The sequence below is a fragment of the Maribacter aestuarii genome (assembly GCF_027474845.2).
In the GTDB taxonomy this organism is placed as follows: Bacteria; Bacteroidota; Bacteroidia; order Flavobacteriales; family Flavobacteriaceae; genus Maribacter; species Maribacter aestuarii.
Genome location: NZ_CP107031.2, coordinates 2,030,024 through 2,052,036 on the forward strand (window position 1 = coordinate 2,030,024; position 22,013 = coordinate 2,052,036).

General features: G+C 39.6%; 21 protein-coding genes. 10 read left to right on the forward strand and 11 right to left on the reverse strand.

Features of this window, described 5'->3' with window-relative positions; translation table 11 throughout:
* Positions 1 to 10 precede the first annotated feature (10 nt).
* The 5 genes from N8A89_RS09195 to N8A89_RS09215 all read right to left on the reverse strand — a co-directional run bounded on the left by N8A89_RS09195 (position 11) and on the right by N8A89_RS09215 (position 3,141).
* Positions 11 to 1,351 carry a TolC family protein gene (locus N8A89_RS09195; protein WP_281542000.1) on the reverse strand — a complete coding sequence of 447 codons (1,341 nt, stop codon included), beginning with the start codon at positions 1,349 to 1,351 and terminating at the stop codon, positions 11 to 13.
* Positions 1,352 to 1,957, reverse strand: coding sequence for a TetR/AcrR family transcriptional regulator (locus N8A89_RS09200; RefSeq protein WP_289644201.1), 606 nt, complete (start codon positions 1,955 to 1,957; stop codon positions 1,352 to 1,354). It lies immediately after the preceding gene.
* 84 nt (positions 1,958 to 2,041) lie between these two features.
* On the reverse strand, positions 2,042 to 2,191 hold the full coding sequence (locus N8A89_RS09205; protein ID WP_281542001.1) for a hypothetical protein: 150 nt from the start codon (positions 2,189 to 2,191) through the stop codon (positions 2,042 to 2,044).
* Positions 2,191 to 2,598, reverse strand: coding sequence for a hypothetical protein (locus tag N8A89_RS09210; RefSeq protein WP_281542002.1), 408 nt, complete (start codon positions 2,596 to 2,598; stop codon positions 2,191 to 2,193). The genes N8A89_RS09205 and N8A89_RS09210 overlap by 1 nt, the downstream gene beginning before the upstream one ends.
* A 12-nt stretch (positions 2,599 to 2,610) precedes the next feature.
* Positions 2,611 to 3,141, reverse strand: coding sequence for an RNA polymerase sigma factor (locus N8A89_RS09215; protein ID WP_281542003.1), 531 nt, complete (start codon positions 3,139 to 3,141; stop codon positions 2,611 to 2,613).
* Between the two features lie 140 nt (positions 3,142 to 3,281).
* Between N8A89_RS09215 and N8A89_RS09220 the strand changes: the two genes are divergently transcribed.
* On the forward strand, positions 3,282 to 4,256 hold the full coding sequence (locus N8A89_RS09220) for a polyprenyl synthetase family protein (RefSeq protein WP_281542004.1): 975 nt from the start codon (positions 3,282 to 3,284) through the stop codon (positions 4,254 to 4,256).
* Here N8A89_RS09220 and N8A89_RS09225 read toward each other — a convergent pair.
* A complete protein-coding gene (locus N8A89_RS09225; protein WP_289644213.1) occupies positions 4,253 to 5,401 on the reverse strand; it encodes a lycopene cyclase family protein in 1,149 nt (382 codons plus the stop codon). The two genes, N8A89_RS09220 and N8A89_RS09225, sit on opposite strands and share 4 nt — an antisense overlap.
* A 54-nt stretch (positions 5,402 to 5,455) precedes the next feature.
* Entirely contained in the window at positions 5,456 to 7,717 is a 2,262-nt protein-coding gene (locus N8A89_RS09230) for a TonB-dependent receptor (protein ID WP_281542005.1), read from the reverse strand.
* A gap of 110 nt (positions 7,718 to 7,827) precedes the next feature.
* Between N8A89_RS09230 and N8A89_RS09235 the strand changes: the two genes are divergently transcribed.
* The 6 genes from N8A89_RS09235 to N8A89_RS09260 all read left to right on the forward strand — a co-directional run bounded on the left by N8A89_RS09235 (position 7,828) and on the right by N8A89_RS09260 (position 12,395).
* Positions 7,828 to 8,490 carry a metal-dependent transcriptional regulator gene (locus tag N8A89_RS09235; protein WP_281542006.1) on the forward strand — a complete coding sequence of 221 codons (663 nt, stop codon included), beginning with the start codon at positions 7,828 to 7,830 and terminating at the stop codon, positions 8,488 to 8,490.
* A 25-nt stretch (positions 8,491 to 8,515) separates the two neighbouring features.
* A complete protein-coding gene (locus N8A89_RS09240; protein ID WP_289644214.1) occupies positions 8,516 to 9,337 on the forward strand; it encodes a ZIP family metal transporter in 822 nt (273 codons plus the stop codon).
* Positions 9,338 to 9,467: 130 nt separating this feature from the next.
* Positions 9,468 to 9,953: a serine hydrolase domain-containing protein gene (locus N8A89_RS09245; RefSeq protein ID WP_289644215.1), complete on the forward strand. Its 486-nt coding sequence runs from the start codon at positions 9,468 to 9,470 to the stop codon at positions 9,951 to 9,953.
* 16 nt (positions 9,954 to 9,969) lie between these two features.
* Positions 9,970 to 10,569 (forward strand): serine hydrolase domain-containing protein, encoded by a 600-nt coding sequence (locus N8A89_RS09250; protein WP_289644216.1) that lies wholly within the window; start codon positions 9,970 to 9,972, stop codon positions 10,567 to 10,569.
* A gap of 49 nt (positions 10,570 to 10,618) precedes the next feature.
* A complete protein-coding gene (locus tag N8A89_RS09255) occupies positions 10,619 to 11,629 on the forward strand; it encodes a sensor histidine kinase (protein ID WP_281542008.1) in 1,011 nt (336 codons plus the stop codon).
* Between the two features lie 10 nt (positions 11,630 to 11,639).
* The gene (locus N8A89_RS09260) at positions 11,640 to 12,395 is read left to right on the forward strand and encodes a LytR/AlgR family response regulator transcription factor (RefSeq protein ID WP_281542009.1); all 756 of its coding nucleotides are present in this window, start codon (positions 11,640 to 11,642) and stop codon (positions 12,393 to 12,395) included.
* 47 nt (positions 12,396 to 12,442) lie between these two features.
* On the opposite strand, the gene N8A89_RS09265 is transcribed toward N8A89_RS09260, so the two are convergent.
* From N8A89_RS09265 to N8A89_RS09275, 3 genes are all read right to left on the reverse strand, one after another.
* Positions 12,443 to 13,588, reverse strand: coding sequence for an efflux RND transporter periplasmic adaptor subunit (locus N8A89_RS09265; protein WP_281542010.1), 1,146 nt, complete (start codon positions 13,586 to 13,588; stop codon positions 12,443 to 12,445).
* Between the two features lie 10 nt (positions 13,589 to 13,598).
* Complete coding sequence (locus N8A89_RS09270) at positions 13,599 to 17,945, reverse strand: CusA/CzcA family heavy metal efflux RND transporter (RefSeq protein ID WP_281542011.1); 4,347 nt, start codon at positions 17,943 to 17,945, stop codon at positions 13,599 to 13,601.
* Between the two features lie 76 nt (positions 17,946 to 18,021).
* Complete coding sequence (locus N8A89_RS09275; protein ID WP_281542012.1) at positions 18,022 to 18,420, reverse strand: hypothetical protein; 399 nt, start codon at positions 18,418 to 18,420, stop codon at positions 18,022 to 18,024.
* 135 nt (positions 18,421 to 18,555) lie between these two features.
* On the opposite strand from N8A89_RS09275, the gene N8A89_RS09280 reads away from it, so the two are divergent.
* The 3 genes from N8A89_RS09280 to N8A89_RS09290 all read left to right on the forward strand — a co-directional run bounded on the left by N8A89_RS09280 (position 18,556) and on the right by N8A89_RS09290 (position 21,536).
* Entirely contained in the window at positions 18,556 to 20,589 is a 2,034-nt protein-coding gene (locus N8A89_RS09280; protein WP_289644218.1) for a S9 family peptidase, read from the forward strand.
* A 1-nt stretch (position 20,590) separates the two neighbouring features.
* Positions 20,591 to 21,031 carry a hypothetical protein gene (locus N8A89_RS09285; RefSeq protein WP_281542013.1) on the forward strand — a complete coding sequence of 147 codons (441 nt, stop codon included), beginning with the start codon at positions 20,591 to 20,593 and terminating at the stop codon, positions 21,029 to 21,031.
* An 82-nt stretch (positions 21,032 to 21,113) separates the two neighbouring features.
* On the forward strand, positions 21,114 to 21,536 hold the full coding sequence (locus N8A89_RS09290; RefSeq protein ID WP_281542014.1) for a DUF2141 domain-containing protein: 423 nt from the start codon (positions 21,114 to 21,116) through the stop codon (positions 21,534 to 21,536).
* 28 nt (positions 21,537 to 21,564) lie between these two features.
* Here the strand turns inward: N8A89_RS09290 and N8A89_RS09295 are convergent, their stop codons facing one another.
* A complete protein-coding gene (locus tag N8A89_RS09295) occupies positions 21,565 to 21,969 on the reverse strand; it encodes a TonB-dependent receptor plug domain-containing protein (protein WP_281542015.1) in 405 nt (134 codons plus the stop codon).
* Positions 21,970 to 22,013 lie beyond the last annotated feature (44 nt).

A 22,013-nucleotide genomic window follows, 5' to 3' on the forward strand; every position in this document is an offset into this window, starting at 1 on the left:
AGTTCGATACTTAGGATTTGTTGTTCAGTATAATTTCAAGTTCTGTTTTCTTGTTGATGACCTCCACCATAGATTGCAGATATTCGTTTTGCGCAGTGTAAAGTTGTGTTTGTGCCTGTCTGAGGTCAAAACTAGAGGCTATGCCTTCAAAATATTTAATCTGGTTTTTATTTTCTATACGCTCCGCGAGATTCAAATTACTCTTGGAGGTTTCATATTGTTCAATAGCCAGGGTGTAATTACTTTTGGCGTTTTCCAATTGGAGACGAATTTGCTCTTCGGCTTCCGTCAATTGGGTTTTTGCCTTTTCAAGGGCGATTTTTGCACGTTGTGTACTTGCGCTTCGTTTAAACGAACTGAAAATAGGGATACTCAAATCTACCCCTACGGTAGAAAATTCAAACCATTGCTGGTCCCTGTCAAAAAAACTGAACTCCTCTCCAAAGGAAAGGCCTCCGTAAGTAGCGAAAGCATTCAATGTGGGCAAGGCCCTGCTTTTTGCCAGTTTCCATTCAAAATAACGCTGTTCGTTCAGGTTGGTAATTAATTTGTAGTCTACATTGTTCTCTATGTTCAATTCACTCTCTAGAAGATTTAGGTCTATTTGTTTTTGTGCAAGGTTATCCAAATTTTCTTCCAGCTTGGTAGGAGCATCCAATGCAATTCCCATCACTAAATTGAGCATTTGATGCGTAATATCCTTTAGGCGAATAGCATTTTTAAGCTGATTCTCTATGCCTGAAAGTGTAATCTGTAACTGATCTACACTCTCCTCGTCTCCCAGCCCATTTTCATAAATCTTCGTCGTTTCAAAAAGATTTTTTTCCAAAGTCGCTTTGTTCTTTTCAAGAATCACCACACTTTCTTCTGCCAGTAATACATTGCCATAGGCCTCAACTACAGCCTTTCTAACCTCCTGTTCGGTTTTCTCCTTGTTATTTGCGCTATAATTCAAGAAAGCTTTCGTTGCTTGGACCCCTACGATATATGAACCATCAAAGAGTTGTTGTTTCAAGGTTGCCGCTGCATTCACCTGCTGGGGTTGCCCAAAGACCACTTCAACGAAAGTTCCGGGTTCCCCACCTGCAATCTCCCCGGGCAATTGTACCACTTGCTGAATTAATTGGTTCTGATAACTAACAGCTCCACTAATTTGAGGTAGTCCGGTGGCTATGGTTTCCCATTTCTGTTTACGGGCGTCCAGAACATCCCTATCTGCGTTTATGGCGCTATAATTATTTTCTAATGCGAAGTCAATAGCCTCCTGTAAGGTGAAACTATAGCTTTGTTCCTGACCAAAGGACCAGCTACTAACAAGCATAGCTATAAGTACGTATTTAAATGATTGCATTTATTCCTGGTTTGAGTTGATGATAGTATTTAATATTTTTCTACCCTTAGGTGTTACGATTCCCCTTAAATGGTATTCCAAATAAACATCCATAAGTTCCGAAATTGGAAATAGGCTTACTGGAAAAAGCTTTTGATCCTTAACACTGGTAACCCCTGAAAAATAAATTCTGGAAACGAAATCAACATTTAGGTTTTCCCTGTATATCCCCAAATTAATTCCCCTTTTCACATTGTCCAAAACACATTCCTGCATCATCTCAAAATGTTTGGTTTTTAAAGCAATGTGGGTTTCCGGATAATATTTCTGTAATTGATATTCTGGCGAAGATTTTTCTCCTTTCAAATGCATCATTACGAACTTTTTAATTTCGTAAAGCTCCTCGATCGGGTTTTTTTTAAGAGCTATGATTTCATCGATTCCTCCTCTTATAAAATGGAAAAGTTCAAGGGTACATTCTTGTACTAATTTGGTCTTGTTGTCAAAGTGGGCGTAAATGGTCTTTTTGGAAATACCCATTTCATTCGCCAAATCATCCATAGTCACACTTTTGAAACCCTGTTCCAAAAATAGTTCTGTCGCCTTCGTTAAGATATTTTCCTTCATAATCGACGGCAAATGTACATCAGGAAACTTTAAAAACATTAAAAGTTTCCTGAGTTTTACAATTATTTAACATTTATTTCTCGATTACGAACCGTCTTCGCCAGGGCTTTTGTTTTTACCTGCACTTCCATCACCAATAGTCGTATCCGTAGCCTTCATATGAAGGCTCCAGAAAAATGGCCGGTAAGGATAGTTGTACTTTCGCTTCTTTGAATTGTTTTTGTAAAGGGTCATCAGTTCTCTTTTTTAATTCTTTCCAAATAATTGTGGTATGCCTCTTCTCCTTCTTCTTTCCAAAAGGCGTCGTAATGTTTCCATTCGGAAAAGTCTTTTCTAATGGGGCCGCATTTTTCTGAAATTGCTTTTCTTTTCGATTTCGAACTTTTGCCAGGACCATCACCACCACCAAAGCCAAAAATGATTTTGGCCAAAATAAGAATTCCTACTGCCTGCCAGTACCCTAACATTGGTAGTCCAAATAGTTCTGGCATTAGCCAATTCCATAAGCGCATAACGATGTACCCTACTAAAAAGGCAATGGCGATACCAAGTACTATAAAGAACAGTACTTTAACTGCTTTGGTTACATAGTGTTTTACTTTTTGCTCTACGTGTCTTTCAATGTGATCTTTATTTTCCATGATTCATTTTTTTTACTGGTTGCTTTCTAAATGTTTTAATAATAATGATATGGCCCTATGTCTTCTGGACATAAGGGTTCCTGGAGAAATACCTGTTTCTTCCGAGATTTCCCGATAAGTATAGCCTTCAAAGTCTACCGCTACAATGATATCACGATAGGCCGGTTTCAATTCTGTTATCGCGTATTTTAACTGTTCTTTAATATGTTCAGGATACGTGTCCTGGGTATCTTCATAGAACATGGCGGTAAAATCCGTCCAAAGTTCCTCTATATCCATTTCACTGTGTATTCTTTCCTTTTTTGTTCGCATTACATCAATAATCCTATTTTTAATGGCATGGTACACAAAGCCTCCAATGTTGTTGATGGGAAGCGCATCAGTAGGTCTTGAGAAAATTTTCAACGCCACATCTTGAATAATATCCTCCGCATCGCTCTCCGTAGTATGCTCAATTTTTGAGCGTACGAAACCTTTTAAAGCATGGTATTCATCTTTAAAGAAATTGTTTAGGTTGCTATGCTGTTGTTTCTTAGAAACCATTAAAGGTCTTTAGGTTGTCTTCATTTTTAAAGACGACGGTTTTTAAATCTATTGCATTTTTCTGCTAATTTTCTATATATCGTTTGACGGTTATAAAAGGTATTTGTAACAATGGATGTATTTTTGAAAAAAATAGAACTGTGCACTCCATAGAAAAGTATCGTAGTGAATTTATCTCCTACTTGGAATCCAGAACCGAAGTCAAAGAGCCTAAAAACCTCTATGCACCGGTTAATTACATTTTAAATTTAGGGGGAAAAAGGTTGCGACCTGTATTGGTCCTACTAACCACCGAACTCTTCGAAAAAGATTATAAGGAAGCATTGGACGCCGCCTTGGCCATTGAAGTGTTCCATAATTTCTCCTTGGTTCATGATGATATTATGGATGACGCACCCAAACGAAGGGGCAAGGCTACGGTACATGAGAAATGGGATGTAAACACAGGAATTCTATCGGGTGATGCCATGCTTATTATGGCCTACCAACTTTTTGAAAATTATGAAGTCGAGATTTTTAAGGCCTTGGCAAAATTATTCAGCAAAACGGCACTGGAGGTTTGCGAAGGCCAACAGTACGATGTTGATTTTGAAACTAGGGACGATGTTACCCTGCCCGAGTACCTTAAAATGATTGAGTATAAAACAGCAGTATTGGTGGCAGCCGCCATGAAAATGGGTGCTATCGTTGCGGAAGCCTCACCAAAATGCCAAGAGGATATCTATTCCTTCGGATTAAATTTGGGTATTGCTTTTCAACTACAGGATGATTACCTAGACGTTTTTGGAGATCCAAAAACGTTTGGCAAACAAGTAGGGGGTGATATTATCGAAAACAAAAAAACCTACCTGTATATAAAGGCGATGCAATCCGGAACAGAAGAAAATAGAAAACAGTTACAAGACCTTTACTCCATACAACCTAAAGAAACCGATAGCAAAGTAAGTGCCGTAAGGAATATTTTTCATGAAACTGGAGCGGCCACAGCAACGCAAGAAGCTATCGAAAATTACACCCAAAAGGCTTTTTTCATTTTGGATGAACTGGATTTGTCCAATGAGAAGAAAGGAATATTAAGAACTTTCGGGGAGAATTTGATGCGCAGAACAGTCTAGAATAATCGCTTTAGTAAAGCTTTTAAAAACGGAAATTTTGGAGAACCCATAATGTAATAGAAATCCTCTGCTAGACTTGTTTGCTCGTCCAAGAACTTAAATAATAATTGTGGTTTTCTTTTCTTAAAAATACGTTCAAAAATCTTATGTCCTATCGCATTATTATGATGTAAGACATCCAGCAATAACATGTCGTAATACCAAAATCGATTTTTGAAGTGCAATGCCTTCAATGGTTTCCCTGTCTTAAGAAACGAAACCAGTTTAGGTATTTTTTTGGAAGTACTTAAGAAGGTGTAACCTGTACTTGGTTTTGCCCATCCTCCGGCAGTGCCAATGTATCTTATCCTATCCGTATGGTGTTCCATAAAATCGTAACAGGTCATTGGAATACTTCCTTTCTCCTTGTCCAAGATTTCATATTGGGTACAATCAAATTCACTTTTCAGATAGGTTTTGATAGCTTCCTCATACTCCGCTTTGGGCAGCAGTTTTTCGGAAAACAGCGTGTACTCTATTAAGGCTGTATCGTTACTAAAGGGGAGTACATACATAAATCTAGTATTGCCTTTTTGTGGGATGGAAAAATCCATGTAAGTAGCTAGGTCAATTTCAAAAGTCGGCTTATCGGTCTTCACGACCCAACCAATAAAATGCTGTTGTAACACGGGGTACTTGTCTTGATGCATGACCATATCGTAATCAAAAATGCTATTCATCACGCTGGCAGCAGAATAGGTTTCCTTTGAAGTTTGAACCTTTACGGCATCATGAGATTCATTTATTGATGTAACCGCGTCCTGCTTAAAGGTGATGTTCGAGTAGTTTTTTATACGGTCCAAATAGGTAGTGTAGAAATCAATGCCACGGACCATTTTGTATATATAGGGGGCTATTTTGTAGCTTTTGGCCAACTGTTGCCCGGCAAAGTAGATGTGATGCCATTTTTTGTGTACGATAGCATCAAACTGTCCTTCTCCTTTTTCCCAAAAGCACCAAGTGCGGTCATTTTCTTTTTTAGTGTCCTTATCCAGTAGCAGGATAGATTTATCCGAGAAAAAATCATCCTTACCCATAGTATCCGCTAGCATAAGTCCGGCAGCACCTGCTCCAATAATGATGTAATCATAATGCAATATGGCCATCCCCCAAAAATAGGAATTAATAGCTGTATGCCTTTAAAGCATACTCAAGTTTATTTAATTGATGCGATAGCGGATACCAAAAAACCCACGGATACCTTGGTTGGGGCCATAAACGTAAGAGGGGTCAAAGGTAAGTGCGTTGGGGTTATTGGGCGTGGCAATGGCGTTACCATTACCATCAAATAATACTTCTTTGTCAAAAGGGTCGTTTGCCCTGGCAATTATAAAGGGATTTCCCCTATTCGGCGTCCAATCCAATAAGTTCTTTATGCCACCATAAAACTCAAATCCATTTAATCCCTTGTAGGTGAACTGTATGTTTTGAATGCTCCATGTTGGTGAAAAATCACTTCGTGGGTCGGTTTCTCCCAAGACAGGCAAACGCATTGGGCCATAAAGGTTTCCGGTATAATCAACACTTAGCTTAAGATTTCTAAAGGTGTACCCAACATTCCATGTAGCAGTATAACTTTCTGTTAGGATTTGGCGCCTTTTGATGCCATCTTCCGTTTGGGCTACATCTTGAAATGTGGCACCGATTAAAAACTTAAACCCATTAGGAAAAACAAAATCTACGTTGGCACTTAAACCTTGCGACACAGATTTGCCGTTTAAGTTGTCGTATATAATTTGATTGGGGTTGGTATCATAATCCGGTAAAATGGCATTGCTGAAATTGGTATAAAAAGCGGAAGCGTCCAAACTGATAAAAGTGCCGTCATCCGCATATATCTTTTTGAGGTAATTTAGGTTGAGGTTAAATGAGCGCTCCGGATTTAAATCTTCGGTCACCACTACATCACGTGCTCCGGTAAGGGCAGCATGTTCTTCCGTAAACAGGTTCACCACCCTGAAGCCTGTACCCGCATTGAGGCGAAGAATGTCATTGTCGGTGATTTTCCATCTATATGCCGTTCTTGGAGTAAAAATATTCCCGTGCCTTTTATCATAATCATAGCGTAGGCCAAGTAACAGCGAGTGTTTTTTGGCCAGTGCAATTTCATCCTGAACAAAAATACTGGGTATGACCACTTCATCTGCCGTTAGCGTTGCCGTGGTGTTGTCATCATAATAATTATAGCGCACCGCAGAACCGAACAATAAATCATGCCTTCCTACTTCTTTGTCCCACGTAAGCTGGGAAAAACCTATTCTTTGATCGGCCAGATAGGGAATGTCCCCGTAGACTGAGTTTTGATCATGGTCATTATAGGAGAACGAGAGCATCACTTTTTCATCAATTGGAAGCTGATATTTTCCCAAGACTTCCCATCTACGGGTGTAAATACTCTCTCCATATACCTCATCTCCGCCTCTAAACTCAGGTGTCCATTGAAGTTCTCCACCCCATCGGTCTTCATAGAAAAAACGTCCGGCAAGAGAAAGAACCCTATCCTTATCCCGCTTAAAATTCCATTTTTGAAAAATTGAAATTCGGTCCTGAAGGGTAAGGTCCGTGAAATTATCGCTATTGTTATCAATAAGCTCATCGTATTTAAAATAGTTAATGCCTAGGAGCACATCAGTATTTTTACCAACTTCTATCTTTGCTCCTACATCCATATTGTATTCTCCCCATCCCGTAGCAAAGGCATCCGCAAAAAACTCCGGTGCTTCCAACGAATTTTTGGTAATGATATTGATTAGGCCGCCAACCGCTTCACTACCGTATAAGCTAGATGCCGGGCCTTTGACAATTTCTATTTGTTCAATTAGGGAATTTGGTATTCCGGTAAGGCCGTAAACCGTTCCCAAGCCACTTACGATGGGCATCCCGTCTATTAAAACCAAAGTGTAAGGTCCTTCCAGTCCATTTATATGTATGTCTCCTGTATTACACACGTTACAATTTATTTGTGGACGGACACCGTTCACATTTTGTAAAGCTTCGAAGATACTTGCGGTTGGATTCTTTTTCAAAAACGTAGGACTGTAGACCTCCACCGGAACCGGACTTTCTGAACGGGAAACCGCTTTAAGGGTTCCAGTGACTACCATTTCATCCAGGGCTTGGGTCGACGGGAAAAGCTCAATGTCCATCACCTTCATTTCTCCTTTAGTTACAGATATAGTACTGCTAAACGGGATATACCCAATTATCGAAGCCACTATTTTGTGTGTTCCTTCGCTAATACCTGATAAGTTATAGAAGCCGTTCTCATCTGAAGAGGTACCAATTTGGGTACCTTTTAGATAGATATTGGCAAAAGGTATCGGTTCCCCCTCAGAAGAAACAGTACCCATAATAGTGGTTTCTTGAGCATTGCATAGAAATGAAAAGAAGCATAGGAGTCCAAAAAGCCTTATTATTTTCATGAAACGACCAAAATATTGTTTAAGTAAATCAAAATTATAATTTAGACAAATCTAAAAATATGTTTTTACATATAAAAATGTATTTTAGCATAAATTTTTAAAAGGATTGGATGACACTTTCGGAAGAGGACTATATAAAGGCGATTTATCATCTTGGTAAGGGTGAGACCACTCCTGTTTCTACAAATGCCATTGCTGCTCAGATGGATACTAAGCCTTCTTCTGTAACGGACATGATAAAAAAACTATCCGATAAAGACCTTGTTTTTTACAAGAAGTATAAGGGGGTTTCTTTAACGGAAACCGGTAGATTGTCTGCTTTGGCCATCATACGAAAACATAGGCTATGGGAGGTTTTCTTGGTTGATAAGCTGGATTTTGCCTGGGATGAAGTTCACAGTATTGCAGAGCAATTGGAACATATAAAAAGTGAAAAGCTCATTGATAAATTAGATGGTTACCTGGGCTCTCCAAAGGTGGACCCGCACGGCGATCCAATTCCTTCCAAGGACGGAAAATTTAAAACATCGGTTAAGAAATTGGTCAGCGAACTTCCGGTCGGGAGCCAGGGTATATGTGTAGGAGTAAACGATTCTTCCGCCGCGTTTTTAAAATTTCTGGATAAAAACAAAATTGCATTGGGAGATTCGTTTCAAATATTGGACAAGGAAGAGTTTGATGGCTCCGTGCAATTAAAAACGCCTCATGGCAACATCCGTATATCTTCTCAAATCGCGTCCAACTTATTTTTAGAAGTTTCTGAAAATCAATAGTAGTAATAACAAAAGAATATAAACAATGCTAGAAGTAATCGATTATTTTGAGTCTATAAATCCAATCTTGGCAGCTTTGTACGCCACGCTTTTCACTTGGGGATTAACGGCCTTGGGAGCAAGTTTAGTTTTCTTTTTTAAAAGCCCAAATAGGGCAGTAATGGATGGGATGCTTGGTTTTACGGGAGGAGTTATGGTCGCCGCTAGTTTTTGGAGCCTGCTGGCACCAGGAATAGAACTGAGCCCGGGAGAGGGTTTTGTAAAGGTGATACCTGCTGCTGTCGGATTTTTATTAGGTGCGTTTTTTCTGTTTGGATTGGATAAGGTTTTGCCCCACCTACATATCAATTTTAAGGAAAGTGAGGCGGAGGGTGTTAAAACCCCATGGCACCGGACCACACTACTTACGCTGGCAATCACCCTACACAATATTCCCGAAGGTCTTGCAGTAGGTGTTTTGTTCGGTGGAGTTGCGGCCGGTTTTGAAGGGGCATCCATTGGGGGGGCGGTTGCCTTGGCTCTAGGTATCGGCCTACAAAATTTTCCCGAGGGATTCGCAGTCGCGATGCCCTTAAGGCGTCAAGGACTAACTCGCCGGAAAAGTTTTATGTACGGTCAAGCTTCTGCAGCTGTGGAGCCTATTGCAGCAGTAATCGGAGCTTGGGCCGTCATTACCTTTCAGCCCATATTACCTTATGCACTGGCCTTTGCGGCAGGGGCTATGATATTCGTAGTGGTAGAGGAGGTGATTCCGGAAACGCAACAGGACAAACATTCCGATGTAGCCGTAATGGGTTTCATTGGCGGCTTCATAGTGATGATGACGTTGGATGTAGGATTGGGGTAAGAAGTATATTTATTTACTAACCTCTTTTTATACCTCTTCGTCCTCGAATACACCCCGTTCTACTTTTTTCTGTTTCCATACTGTTTTGATTTTTACATTTTCGTAATCAATCAATTAAAAAACGAACAGTATGAAACTCAAAGTAAGAAAAGTCATTCCAATTATCCTCATCCTAGTCATGCATATGTCCTGTAAAATAATCAAAGGGCAGCAAACGGGGCAAAGTAAAACTTTGACGAATTTGATAGGTAAAAAAATCTCATCTGACTCGCTTGATATCTTTTTGGAAGGCCAAATGAAAGTATTGGACGTTCCGGGAGTCTCAGTCGCAATCATCAATGACGGAAGGGTAGTTTACCACACTGTTAAGGGGTATGCCGACAGTGAGACCAAGAAGAAAGTAAACGAAAAGACCATTTTTGAAGGAGCTTCACTTTCAAAACCATTGTTTGCCTATTTTGTTATGGGTTTTGTTGAAGAGGGTAAATTAGATTTGGACAGACCCCTATATGAGTATTTGCCCTATGATGACATTGCGAATGATGAACGTTATAAAAAGATTACCGCAAGAATGGTACTTTCCCATACGACGGGTTTGCCCAATTGGAGATTCTGATTTTAAAGACAATAAATTGTTCCTAAAATTTGAACCAGGAAGCAGCTTCGAGTACTCCGGAGAAGGTTATCAATATTTAGCGAAGGTTTTGGCCCACATACTAAAAACAGATGATGCTGGTTTGGAAACTATTTATCAAAAGCGAATAGCCCGCCCTTTAAAGTTAAACGTTACTAAGTATCTTCAGGACGGCAAAAACATGGAGAACAAGGCCAAAGGATATATCGAGGGAATAGCCGTAAAAGAAGATGATGACCCTGCAATTTTTGGGGCGGCATTTTCAGTTCATTCAGAAGCATTAGATTTTTCAAAGTGGCTTATAGCCCTTTTGGATGAAGAAGGACTCACCAAGGAAAGCTATAGACAGCTTTTTGAAACTCAAGTTGAATTACCAGAGGACCATCTTCAAAGACAAGAAGGCATAACAGATTGGACATTAGGTTTTGCCAAGGCTACTCTTCCTTTCGGCTCGGCCTATGGTCACGGTGGAAATAACCCAGGCTACAGTAGTTTGTTCGCAATTTCGCCTGATATGAAATGGGGGTATGTTATTTTTACCAATGCGAATCAATCAAAATTGCCTTTGACACTATTGCAATATTTAATGAATCCATAAAGCAAGTGTATTGGCTAACTTAGTGTATAATGCCATCCAAAAAAGGACAATGAACAGTTTTAGATTCAATAATTCTGATTACCTACTTACTGCAATGTATTTTTTGATTGCTACTGCTTGGCTAGCATTTCGTTACACGGTTGAAGAATATACTAATTTTGAAATCATTACGGGATTATTGGGGTTCATTCTTAAAACGCTCGTATTGATAGTTGTACTAACTTGGCTCATACAAAGGTTTATCGTATCCCAGAAAAACTATTTCCTTTTCTTCCTGCTCGCGTTTACCACGTTAGGACTTGTTGGATATTTAGATCTTCTAAGAGATTATTTTACTGCAGACCCTTCTTGGGAATGGAACCCTTCTTTAGATATCATTCTGGTTAACAGTTTTTACAATTCCACACCCGATGTTGCGCTACCCTTAGGCATAATATTAGGTAAAAAATATTATGAAAATAAGTTGGATTACGTAAAGCTACAAAATGCTCAAAAAGAGTTGGAACTGAAAGTTTTGCGCTCACAATACGATCCGCATTTTCTGTATAATAGTCTAAATACGATAGATGCGCTTATAGACTATTCCCCAAAAGAAATAGTTAAACAGTACCTATCCCATTTAGCTGGACTTTATCGGCATTTAATCCAAACTAAAGATTTCGATATCGTAACCTTAGAAGATGAACTAGAATTGGCCAGAAATTATTTTTATTTGATTGAAACCCGATTTGAAAACGATTATCATTTTGAAATTATAGATATGGGCATCCCTAAGGTCAACTACTTGCCTAATGGAGCTATTCTAGCCGTCCTTGAAAACGTGGTCAAGCATAACAAGGCTTTAGATGGCAATAGTATTAGAACGGCGATTATAATAGAAGAGGAAACCATTTTGGTTACGAACACAAAAGCAAAAAGGCTAACTAAAAATAATACGTTGGGAACAGGCTTAGACAACCTGTCTAAAAGATACGAGCTTTTGAGCGATAAAAAAATTGAGATCCAGGAAACCGATGGTATTTTCAATATCAAATTACCTTTGTTAAAGGTTTTGGATTAAACTGATTTTTATGCATATTCTTATTTTAGAAGACGAAACTCCCGCCCATAAGAAATTGGTATCCTATCTTTTTGATTTTTTCGAGGGGTCCTGTACCATGGATAGTTCAAGAACTGTGGAAGAAGGTACTACATTATTAAAATTAAATAACTATGATTTAATATTATCGGACATCAAACTCTTGGATGGTAATTCTTTTGAAGTTTTTGGGAATGTCGCAACTACTACTCCAATTATCTTTTGTACGGCATATGATGAACATTTGTTAGAAGCCTTTCAGACAAACGGTATCGCCTATATTCTAAAACCTTACCTTAAAGATGATTTTGACAAAGCGTTAAAGAAGTTTAAAGACTTTTTTGAACCAAAAATGCTTGAGAAGGATATTTTCAAGAGACTTAATAATATACTTGACAATGGGAACGAAACCTACAAGAAACGGTTTGCAATAAAGAAACGGCAGGGCATAAAGCTTTTAGAGGTGGCGGAGATTTCTTTGATTCAAGCCAGTGGTGATTTTTGTAAGATAATCGATTCGCATGGCCAACTCCACAGTATTCCACAGAGTATAGGTTCACTTGTCAATGAGCTGAATCCAAAGAATTTCTATAAAGTCAATCGAAGCCAAATCGTTAGTATTGAATACATTGAAAAAATTGAATCGTATGCTAAAAACCGGCTTGCCCTAAAAATTCGAGGATTTAAGGAGTACGTAATAACAAGTTCTTCCATAACCAAGGAGTTCAGAAAATGGATTGAACAATGATTCTAATATGTTTGGAATGTTTGAAAGTAGAACATCAATTACCTCATTTACTCCCCCAACAAGTCAAAAGCTCCCTTAGTCAAGAATCGGTCGGAGGGTTTGAATTTATCGGGATTTTTGATTTCCGTAAACCCATTTCTCGTTGGACCAATTTCCACTTCCGTTTGTTCAAATTCGTACGTACTGTTCGCCTCATTCGTAAGGTGTAAAATAAAGTAGGCACCTGCAATTTCCACTATAGCGGTTTCGGGAAGAGCTTTACCTGCTTGTGAATCCGTTTCAATTTCAGCATCTATGAACATACCCGTCAAGAAGTTGTTCTGGGCTTCATCGTGCAGATGACCATGAACTTTAATCGTGCGATTCTCTCCAATGGAAGAACCAATTAAATGTACTTCCGCTTCATAGACTTTCTCAGAGGCTTCTGGAATCTTAAAGTGTATCGGTTGCCCTTTTTTGAGTTTCATGATGTCTTTTTCAAAGACCGAAAGTTCCAAATGAATATGGTCATTGTCGATGATTTCGAGAATAGCCGTTGCCGGGGAAACATAGGTACCCTTGCTAACGTTAATTTTGGTGACACTTCCACTTATTGGGGCGTAAATAGTGGCAATGCTGCTAATATTTCCTTTTTCTACTTCCGATGTAGAAATATGGAGCATTTCCAGTTGTTTTTTGAGTCCGTTATAGCGGGCGTTAGCACTTTTGTATTCGCTTTCTGCCTTCAAGAAACTCTTTTGAGAGGTAATATTTTCGTCCATTAATGTTGTCTGGCGTTGGTATTCCGATTGCAGGTACGCGAGTTGTTGTTTTACTTCCATATATTCTTGCTGCAGACGCACGAATTCCGGATTTTCAAGAGTGACCAAAAGTTGTCCTTTTTTAACCACATCGCCAATGAGCAGAGGGGTTCTTGTAATATAACCGCCCATGGTTGCGTTTACAACGGCCTTGTTTTCTGGTGGAACGTCAATCATTCCATTAACCTGTACGGTTATCGGGAATTGTTTTTCTTCCATGTTTCCCAAAGCCATACCGCTGTTTTCAAACTGTTCTTCGGTTAATTGAATAAGCCCTAGGACGGCATCCGTTTCAGATTCCATGGCTTCTGCAGATTTCTTTTCAGAATTGCCACAATCGGACAATCCCAAGCTTAATAAGATTAAAAAGATGATATATGATGTACGTCGCATAACGAAGATTTTATATGGTTAAATAGTTAAGATTGATGACGGTTTGATTGTATTGATTGAGATTGTCCAAATAATCCAATTGTATCTGATAAGCGTTCTCAAGACTTTGGATATATTGAAAAAAGTCAATTTCGCCATTTTTGAAGCTGATCAGGGCTGTTTTCAGAATTTCTTCCGAAAGTTGCGTGCCTTCATTTTCATAATATAATAGTGCTTTATCATATTTCTCTAATTGTGCTTGTAATTCTGAATTTCGTGCGTTCAAACGGATTTTATAATCCTTCGACTCTTCGGATGAAATTTGTTCCGCAATTTTTGCAGCTTTGATACGGGACGCGTTCGCTCCAAAGAATAACGGGATTTTTAGTCCTGCCTGATAGCCATAAAGATTGCCTTGCACAGCGCTGTTAGTACCTTGAAAATAGGTCAAACTAACATCTGGAAGTAATTGCTGAATTTCCAATTTACGTTTGGCCATCGCTAAATCAATACTGTTATCGTAGTACAATATTTCCTTGGACTCATCAATTTGAGTGGGGCTTAAGGGAACCCGACCAATCGGTATATGTTTAATTAATATACTGCCCGGTATTTGAAGTTTTTGGATTAATTTGTTTCTGGAGATAAAAACATCTTGCCGTGCTTGTTCCAAAGCAATTTGCACTTGTCTTTGCTTGGAAGACGCCGTTATTTTTTCCAAGTAGTTCGTTTCCCCCAATTCAAATCGTCGTTTCGCCATGTAGGCAAAGTTTTGGTATAGACTGTCCAAGTGATTATAAATAGCCTCCTTTTCTTTAGAATATTGTAATTGGTAATAGGAAGCCGTTATGTCACGTTTCAATACTTTTTGTTGTATATTATAAGCGATTGTATTTAGATTGTAATTGGTTTTGTTCACTTTCCTTTTAGCAAAGTATACTGTGGGAAATTCAAAATCCTGCTGTACACCAAAAACGTTCAAGGGTAAATTGCCCATGCTCAGGTTATTCTGGTCATAGTGATAGTATACTCCTGTTTTACCAAAGTCGAAAGCGTTTCCTATCATTGCATCCGAGCGGTCTACGCTCAAATCAACGGCTTTAAGCCCCGAATTATTTTCAATGGCCAGCGGAATTAATTCCTCCAATCCTAATGCTTTTTCTTGACTGTTTACTGTGAAGGAAAAGGAAAGCGTAACCAAAATCAAAAGCATGGTCAGCTTTTTGTTTTTAGGTGTTCTCCAATGAGTATCCTCCAGAGAGCTATCCGAATTGAAAATCGAATAGAGGACGGGCAGTACCAGTAAGGTTAATATCGTTGCCGTGACCAGCCCACCAATAACCACCGTTGCCAAAGGACGTTGCACTTCGGCTCCAGCACTGGTGGAAATAGCCATGGGCAGAAAACCCAGGGCCGCGGCAGATGCGGTTAAGAGTACGGCGCGCAAACGGTCTTTGGTGCCTTGTTTAATAAGAGCTTCCATAGTTTCAAAAGATTGTTTTTTGAGTTCTTTAAAATGTTCTATTAATACGATGCCGTTGAGAACAGCGATACCAAAAAGGGCAATGAAACCTACGCCTGCCGAAATACTAAAGGGCATTCCACGAATCCATAGAAGTAAAACCCCACCCACTGCTGCAAGTGGAATTGCGGAATAAATAATCAGTGCTTGCTTCACGGATTTGAAGGCAAAATACAATAGAATAAAAATGAGTAACAGAGCAATAGGAACTGCAAACCATAAACGTTCTTTGGCGCTTTGCAAGTTTTCGAACTGCCCTCCGTAAGTAATTGAATAGCCTACAGGTAGTTTTACGTTGGTATTTATCAATTGCTGTACATCATCAACAACAGATTGCAAATCACGATTTCGGACGTTTATGCCGACTACGATTCGTCTTCGGGTATCATCGCGACTAATTTTGGCAGCACCCTTTTGATAGCTAATTTTGGCAAGTTCGTTTAAGGGAATTTTACCTCCTGAGGGAATATCAACATATAAATTTTTCAGGTTATCAATGTCCTTGCGATTTTCTTGGTCAAGACGCACGACCAAGTCGAACCTTTTTTCTCCTTCATATATATTACCTACGGTGCGTCCTGCAAACCCCATGGAAACCATTTCGTTGAGGTCTTGAATGTTCAGTCCGTAGCGTGCGATTTTTGCTCGGTCATAGTTTACGTTCATTTGCGGTAGCCCTACTATTTTTTCGACCGTTACATCGGATGCGCCCTCAACATCACGTATGAGGTCTTTTATTTCATTTCCTTTTTCACTGAGGATATCAAGATTTTCGCCAAATATTTTGATGGCGATATCGGCGCGCACTCCGGTAATCAGTTCATTAAAACGCATTTCAATAGGTTGGGTAAACTCGACCTCCATTCCGGGAATAATAGTAAGTGCTTCCTTGAACTTATTTGCCAATTCATCTTTACTATCGGCCGATTCCCATTCACTTTTTGGTTTAAGGGTAATAATGACATCACTTTCTTCCATGGACATCGGATCTGTGGGCACTTCCGCAGCACCGATACGGGTAACCACCTGTTCTACCTCAGGGAATGTTTCCAGTAGAATCTTTTCAATTTCCGTAGTGGTTTCAATGGTTTTGCTCAGGGATGTTCCCGTTTTAAGCACCGGTTGGATGACAAAATCACCTTCATCCAGAGTAGGAACGAATTCGCCTCCCATTTTTGAGAAGAGAAATGCTGTGCCGATCAACAGAATAACGGCCAGACCTAAGACAATCTTTTTGCGCTGTAACGCCCAATGTATTATTGGGCTATAGCGATTTTCTAACCATCGCATCAATCGAACCGAAACATTCTTCTCAGAGGGTCTTGTTGGTATCAAAAATAAAGATGCCGCTACAGGAACGTAGGTAAAGCAGAGCAACATGGCACCGATGAGTGCAAAACTAAAGGTCAAGGCCATGGGTTTAAACATTTTGCCTTCAACCCCTGTCAGCGATAAAATCGGAATAAATACGATTAAAATAATGAGTTGTCCGAATATGGCGGAATTCATCATTTTTGCAGCACTTTCAGTAGTTATCTCATCTTTTTGTATTTGTAATGCGGTTGGGGAAAGCGAGGACAATTCGGTACTTTTCGCCGCAATCTGAAAGGCGATGAATTCTACAATAATGACCGCACCGTCAATGATGATTCCAAAATCGATGGCTCCCAAACTCATAAGGTTTGCATCAACACCAAAAATGTACATTAAGGATAGCGCAAAAAGCAGACATAAGGGAATAACTGAGGCAACTACTAATCCCGATCGGAAATTTCCCAACAACAGTACCACAACGAAAATGACGATTAAACAACCCAAAATGAGGTTTTCCGTCACCGTGAAAGTGGTTTTCGCAATAAGCTCGCTCCTGTCCAAAAAGGCATTGATATATACGCCTTCAGGTAAGGACTTGGAGATTTCTGCAACGCGTTCATGTACCGCATCTATGACTTGCTTTGAGTTGGCGTTTTTTAGCATCATGACTTGGCCTAACACTTTTTCACCCTGCCCGTTACCCGTTATAGCTCCAAATCTAATTGCGCTTCCGTAGCCCACTTCTGCTACATCCTTTACCAAAACGGGAATACCATCTACGGTTTTGATGACGATATCTTTAATATCCTTTAAATCGGTAATCAAGCCCTCTCCGCGAATAAAATAGGCCTGATTTACTTTTTCAATATAACCACCACCAGCAACATTGTTGTTCATTTCCAATGCATTAAAAACCTCGTGGGCAGTAATGTTCATGGCGTTCAACTTTTCAGTCTTTATGGCCACTTCGTACTGCTTTAAATAACCGCCCCAAGTATTTACTTCGACCACACCTGGTATTCCAGATAATTGCCGCTTTACGATCCAATCTTGTATGGTACGCAGTTCGGTAGCATCATAGCGGTCTTCATATCCCGGTTTTACATCGAGAATGTATTGGTAGATTTCGCCAAGTCCGGTAGTAATGGGACCCATTTCCGGTGAGCCAAAACCATTGGGAATCTTCTCCGAAGCGGATTTTATTTTTTCGGCAATCAATTGACGTGGGAGATAGGTTCCCAAGTCATCCTCAAAAACGATCGTCACCACTGAAAGACCGAATTTGGTCACTGAGCGGATTTCCGTCACTCCCGGTAAATTGGCCATTTCCAGTTCAACGGGATAGGTGATAAACTGCTCCATGTCCTGCGTAGAAAGATTGCGGGAAGTGGTAATGACCTGCACCTGGTTGTTAGTAACATCGGGTACGGCACCTATGGGAATCTGTGTGAGGGAATAAATACCAAAACCTATAATAAAGGCAGTGAACAAGAGTACAATGAACTTGTTACGAATACTAAAATTGATAATGTATGAAAGCATAATCCATAGAACTAACGGTTGTGAAAAACACGATAAAACCTAAATTTTACCGCATAACTAGTCTGTAAAAAGTGGATTAGCCCTGTCTGGGAGGCTGTAAAAGGCCTTCTTGGGCCAAGGAGTGGTACGAAGCCTGGTAAAAGTAATTTGCTGAACCATAAGCACCAATTTCCGGCATGGATGAGGTTTCAATCGGAGTATTCAATACGAAGGCATAAAGCGATGCTGATTGCGTCTGATGTTGAAACGGTAATTGCTCGTGCTGTTCTTTTTCTTCTTGATGCTGTTCATTATGCTCCGCTTTTAATTCCCCATAATGTTTAGAAATGAAAACAAGGAAATTGTCACCGTATTCCTCCGCATGGAATTGTGCATGCTCTATTAATTCATCCAGTTCAATAAGATCGTTTAAATGAACATTGAAGCTCTGGAACAAAATGAGCATTGAAATCGCTATGGAAACAAGTTTAGTCATAAAATTATTCCCTAAGATAACAAATTTACGCGTTGGTTCCCTTTTCAAATTTCAGAAGACATTGTGTGACTTTCGAAATATCTCTTTGAAGCCTTAATGTTTTCAATTACTTTTAAAATCATAAAACCCTTTATTGTGAAAAACTATATTTTTCTTTTCGTTCTAGTGCTTTCAACTTTTGGTCTAAACGCCCAAAAGACAAACTTTTCGTATTTGGATGTCTATGATTTGCAGTACGTATCCGACCCTCAAATTTCACCTAACGGTGATTGGGTAGTTTATCGTAGAATGGGATTTGATATCATGGAGGATAAGGCTACCGGAAATCTTTGGATGGTTAAGAGCGACGGTTCCCAACATCAAAAATTAACGTCCAGGGAAGAAAGTGAATCCAATGCAACTTGGTCGCCCTCCGGAAACCAAGTGGCATTTACGAGTAACACGGACGAAGGTTCGGAGATATTTGTTTTTTGGATAGGTTCTGGGAAAATCGCAAAAATTTCACAATTACCTTTTAGTCCTAGTTCTTTGACCTGGTCACCGGACGGCAAACAGTTGGCCTTTTCCATGAACGTTGAAAAAGCCCCTCCGGTACTGGCCAAAATGCCCAAGAAACCAAAAGACGCCAAATGGGCAGACAGTCCCAGGATTACGGATAGGCTCTATCACGAGGCGGACGGCAGGGGTTACATTGCACCCGGCTTTAATCACATCTTCACCATCCCATCAAGTGGAGGAGCGGTAAGACAAATTACTTCTGGAGACTATCACCATAGGGGAACGCTTTCTTGGAGTGCTGACGGTAAACAGATTTTTTTTTCAGGGAATAGAAATGAAGATTGGGAATACGATTTTAGGAACAGTGAAGTGTATACCGTGAACGTTGATGACGGTTCCATCAAGGCCCTAACGGAAAGAAATGGGCCCGATACGAACCCTGTGGTTTCGCCCAATGGAAAATACATTGCCTATATCGGATTTGAAGATAAGGTACAGGCCTATCAAGTGAGACAATTGCATGTCATGAACAGCGACGGAAGCAATAAACACGTTATTTCCAATACTTTGGACAGGGGAGTTTCCAATATTGTTTGGAACGCAAAGAGTGACGGACTCTATTTTTCCTATGACAATAATGGCAACAGTAAAATTGCCCATATAAGTTTAAGTGGTAAGGTAGATGAATTGGCAGACAATATTGGAGGTACCTCGATAGGACGACCCTATGCCGGAGGTTCGTTTACGGTTTCGAAAGGTGGTACCATCGCTTTTACACAAACTAGACCTGAATATCCATCAGAGTTGGCAATTTTAGGACCTAAAGGAAAAACTCCATCCAAGATAACTGCCTTAAACATCGCCTTGTTGGATTACAAGAACTTGGGAAAAGTGGAGGAGGTTTGGTATAAATCTACTTTTGACCAACGTGATATTCAGGGTTGGGTGGTTTATCCACCGGATTACGACCCCAATAAGAAATATTCTTTCTTGGTGGAAAACCATGGAGGACCTATTTTAAACTATGGAGATCGTTTTTCTGCAGAAATGCAGTTGTACGCTGCAAACGGTTACATCGTTTTCTATCCAAACCCACGTGGGAGTACCAGTTATGGTGAAGAGTTTGGTAATTTGTTATTCAATAATTATCCCGGGGAAGATTACAATGACGTTATGGACGGCGTTGATTATTGCATCTCAAAAGGAATTGCCCATGAAGACCAGTTGTTCGTTACAGGAGGTAGCGCAGGTGGCATCATGTCCGCATGGATGATTGGAAAGAACAATAGGTTTGAGGCAGCTGTGGTCGCCAAGCCGGTAATGAATTGGATAAGTAAGACTTTGGTAGCGGACAACTATTTTGGTTATGCCAATTCCAGATATCCTGGTCAACCATGGGAAAATTTTGAGGGCTATTGGAAATTTTCGCCACTTTCTCTCGTTGGTAATATAGAGACTCCTACCATGGTATTGGTAGGAATGGACGATTTGCGTACACCACCTAGTGAAGCTAAGCAATTGTATCATGCCTTGAAGCTAAGAAAGGTGGAAACGGTCCTTGTAGAAATTCCAGGGGCAAGCCACGGAATCGCCAACAGACCTAGCAACTTAATTACTAAAATAGCACATACTTTGGCTTGGCTGGACAAGTATAAAAAACCCATAGAATAGTATGGCCGTTAAAAAAAGGCATTGGTTTTGGAATTTGCTGATGGTGATAACCGTAATCGTTTGTATCTCGGCACTGGTAATGCATTATAAGAATTGGATTAAACTAAAGCCGGAACAAGTTCAGATTTTATCGGGTTTTTACAAGGTAGATGTCGCCTATGCTGATCTAGATAGTGTGAAGCTCATAGAAAAAATTCCACCAATGCAGAGATTAAACGGCTTTTCTGCGCTAGAGAAGGAAAAAGGTATCTTTCAGGAATTTAAAGATTCTTTGACGGATAAAAAGGTGTATGTATTCGTGGACAACATTTCACAACAGAAAATAAAATTAGTCTATAGGGATTCGATTAAGTTGTATGTAAATCATAAGGACTCTCTAAAAACCTTGGGATTATTCGATTTTCTTCATAAAAAACTGGAAAGTGAAGTCTTGCCCGATTAATATTTATTCCTCAAATTAAAAAGAACCGAATCAATACTATTTATCGTAATTTATAGTTTTCTAATACAGTTAATAGTTGGTTATGAAAATTGAAAAATCATTGCTTTTGCTCATTGTTTCTCTAACCTGTTCGTTTGGGTTTGGTCAGCATAAGCTTAGTTTGGATATTAGTGGTGTTAGTTCAGATAATGGTAACGTATGCGTGGCCATTTATCAAGACCAGAATTCCTTTTTAAAGTTCGATAAGGTTTTTAAGATAGGCTCGGAAAGGGCGGTGAAGGGGAGTACCCATATAGAGATTGATGATATCCCTGTAGGGGAGTATGCTGTTGCCATTTTTCATGATGAAAATGGGAACGAAAAACTCGATACCAACTTTATGGGCATACCTAAGGAAGCAATAGCATTTTCAAGGGCAAAAATGAAAATGTTCGGACCACCTAAGTTTGACGAATGTGCTTTTGAAATAGTCTCCAATACCAATATTCATATTAATTTGCAGTAAAAGCAAAGCTACAAAGAAGTGATATATTTTAGTCGTATGTTTTTATGAGGATGACCCCGTTTGCTGCTTGGGTCCCGTAGGAAGCTGCCTCGGCTCCGCTCAATATTTCAATACTCTCTACAACAAAATTATCAACAATAGCATCTATAGATTTAAAGGAGCTACCTATAATTTGTGAATTAAGCACATACAGAGGTTCTTCCGTAGCGCTAGAGGAAAGAGAATTTGCCGTTTTATTAATGATTGGAACCCCGTTTCTAACAATAATTCCTCTTTTCTGACTTATTCTTTGCAATAAAGATATATTGCCCTTGTTCGTCTCCGTTAATTCTCTATTTAAATTGGATTTTGAAGTAGTGGTCTGTTTGGAGGAGTTACAACCTGTAGAGGATAGTAGCGTTAGTACTGTAAAGAAGATCAATACTTTTTTCATGTTTTGTTTTTTCTAATTCTTATAAGATATAAAACCTACAAATA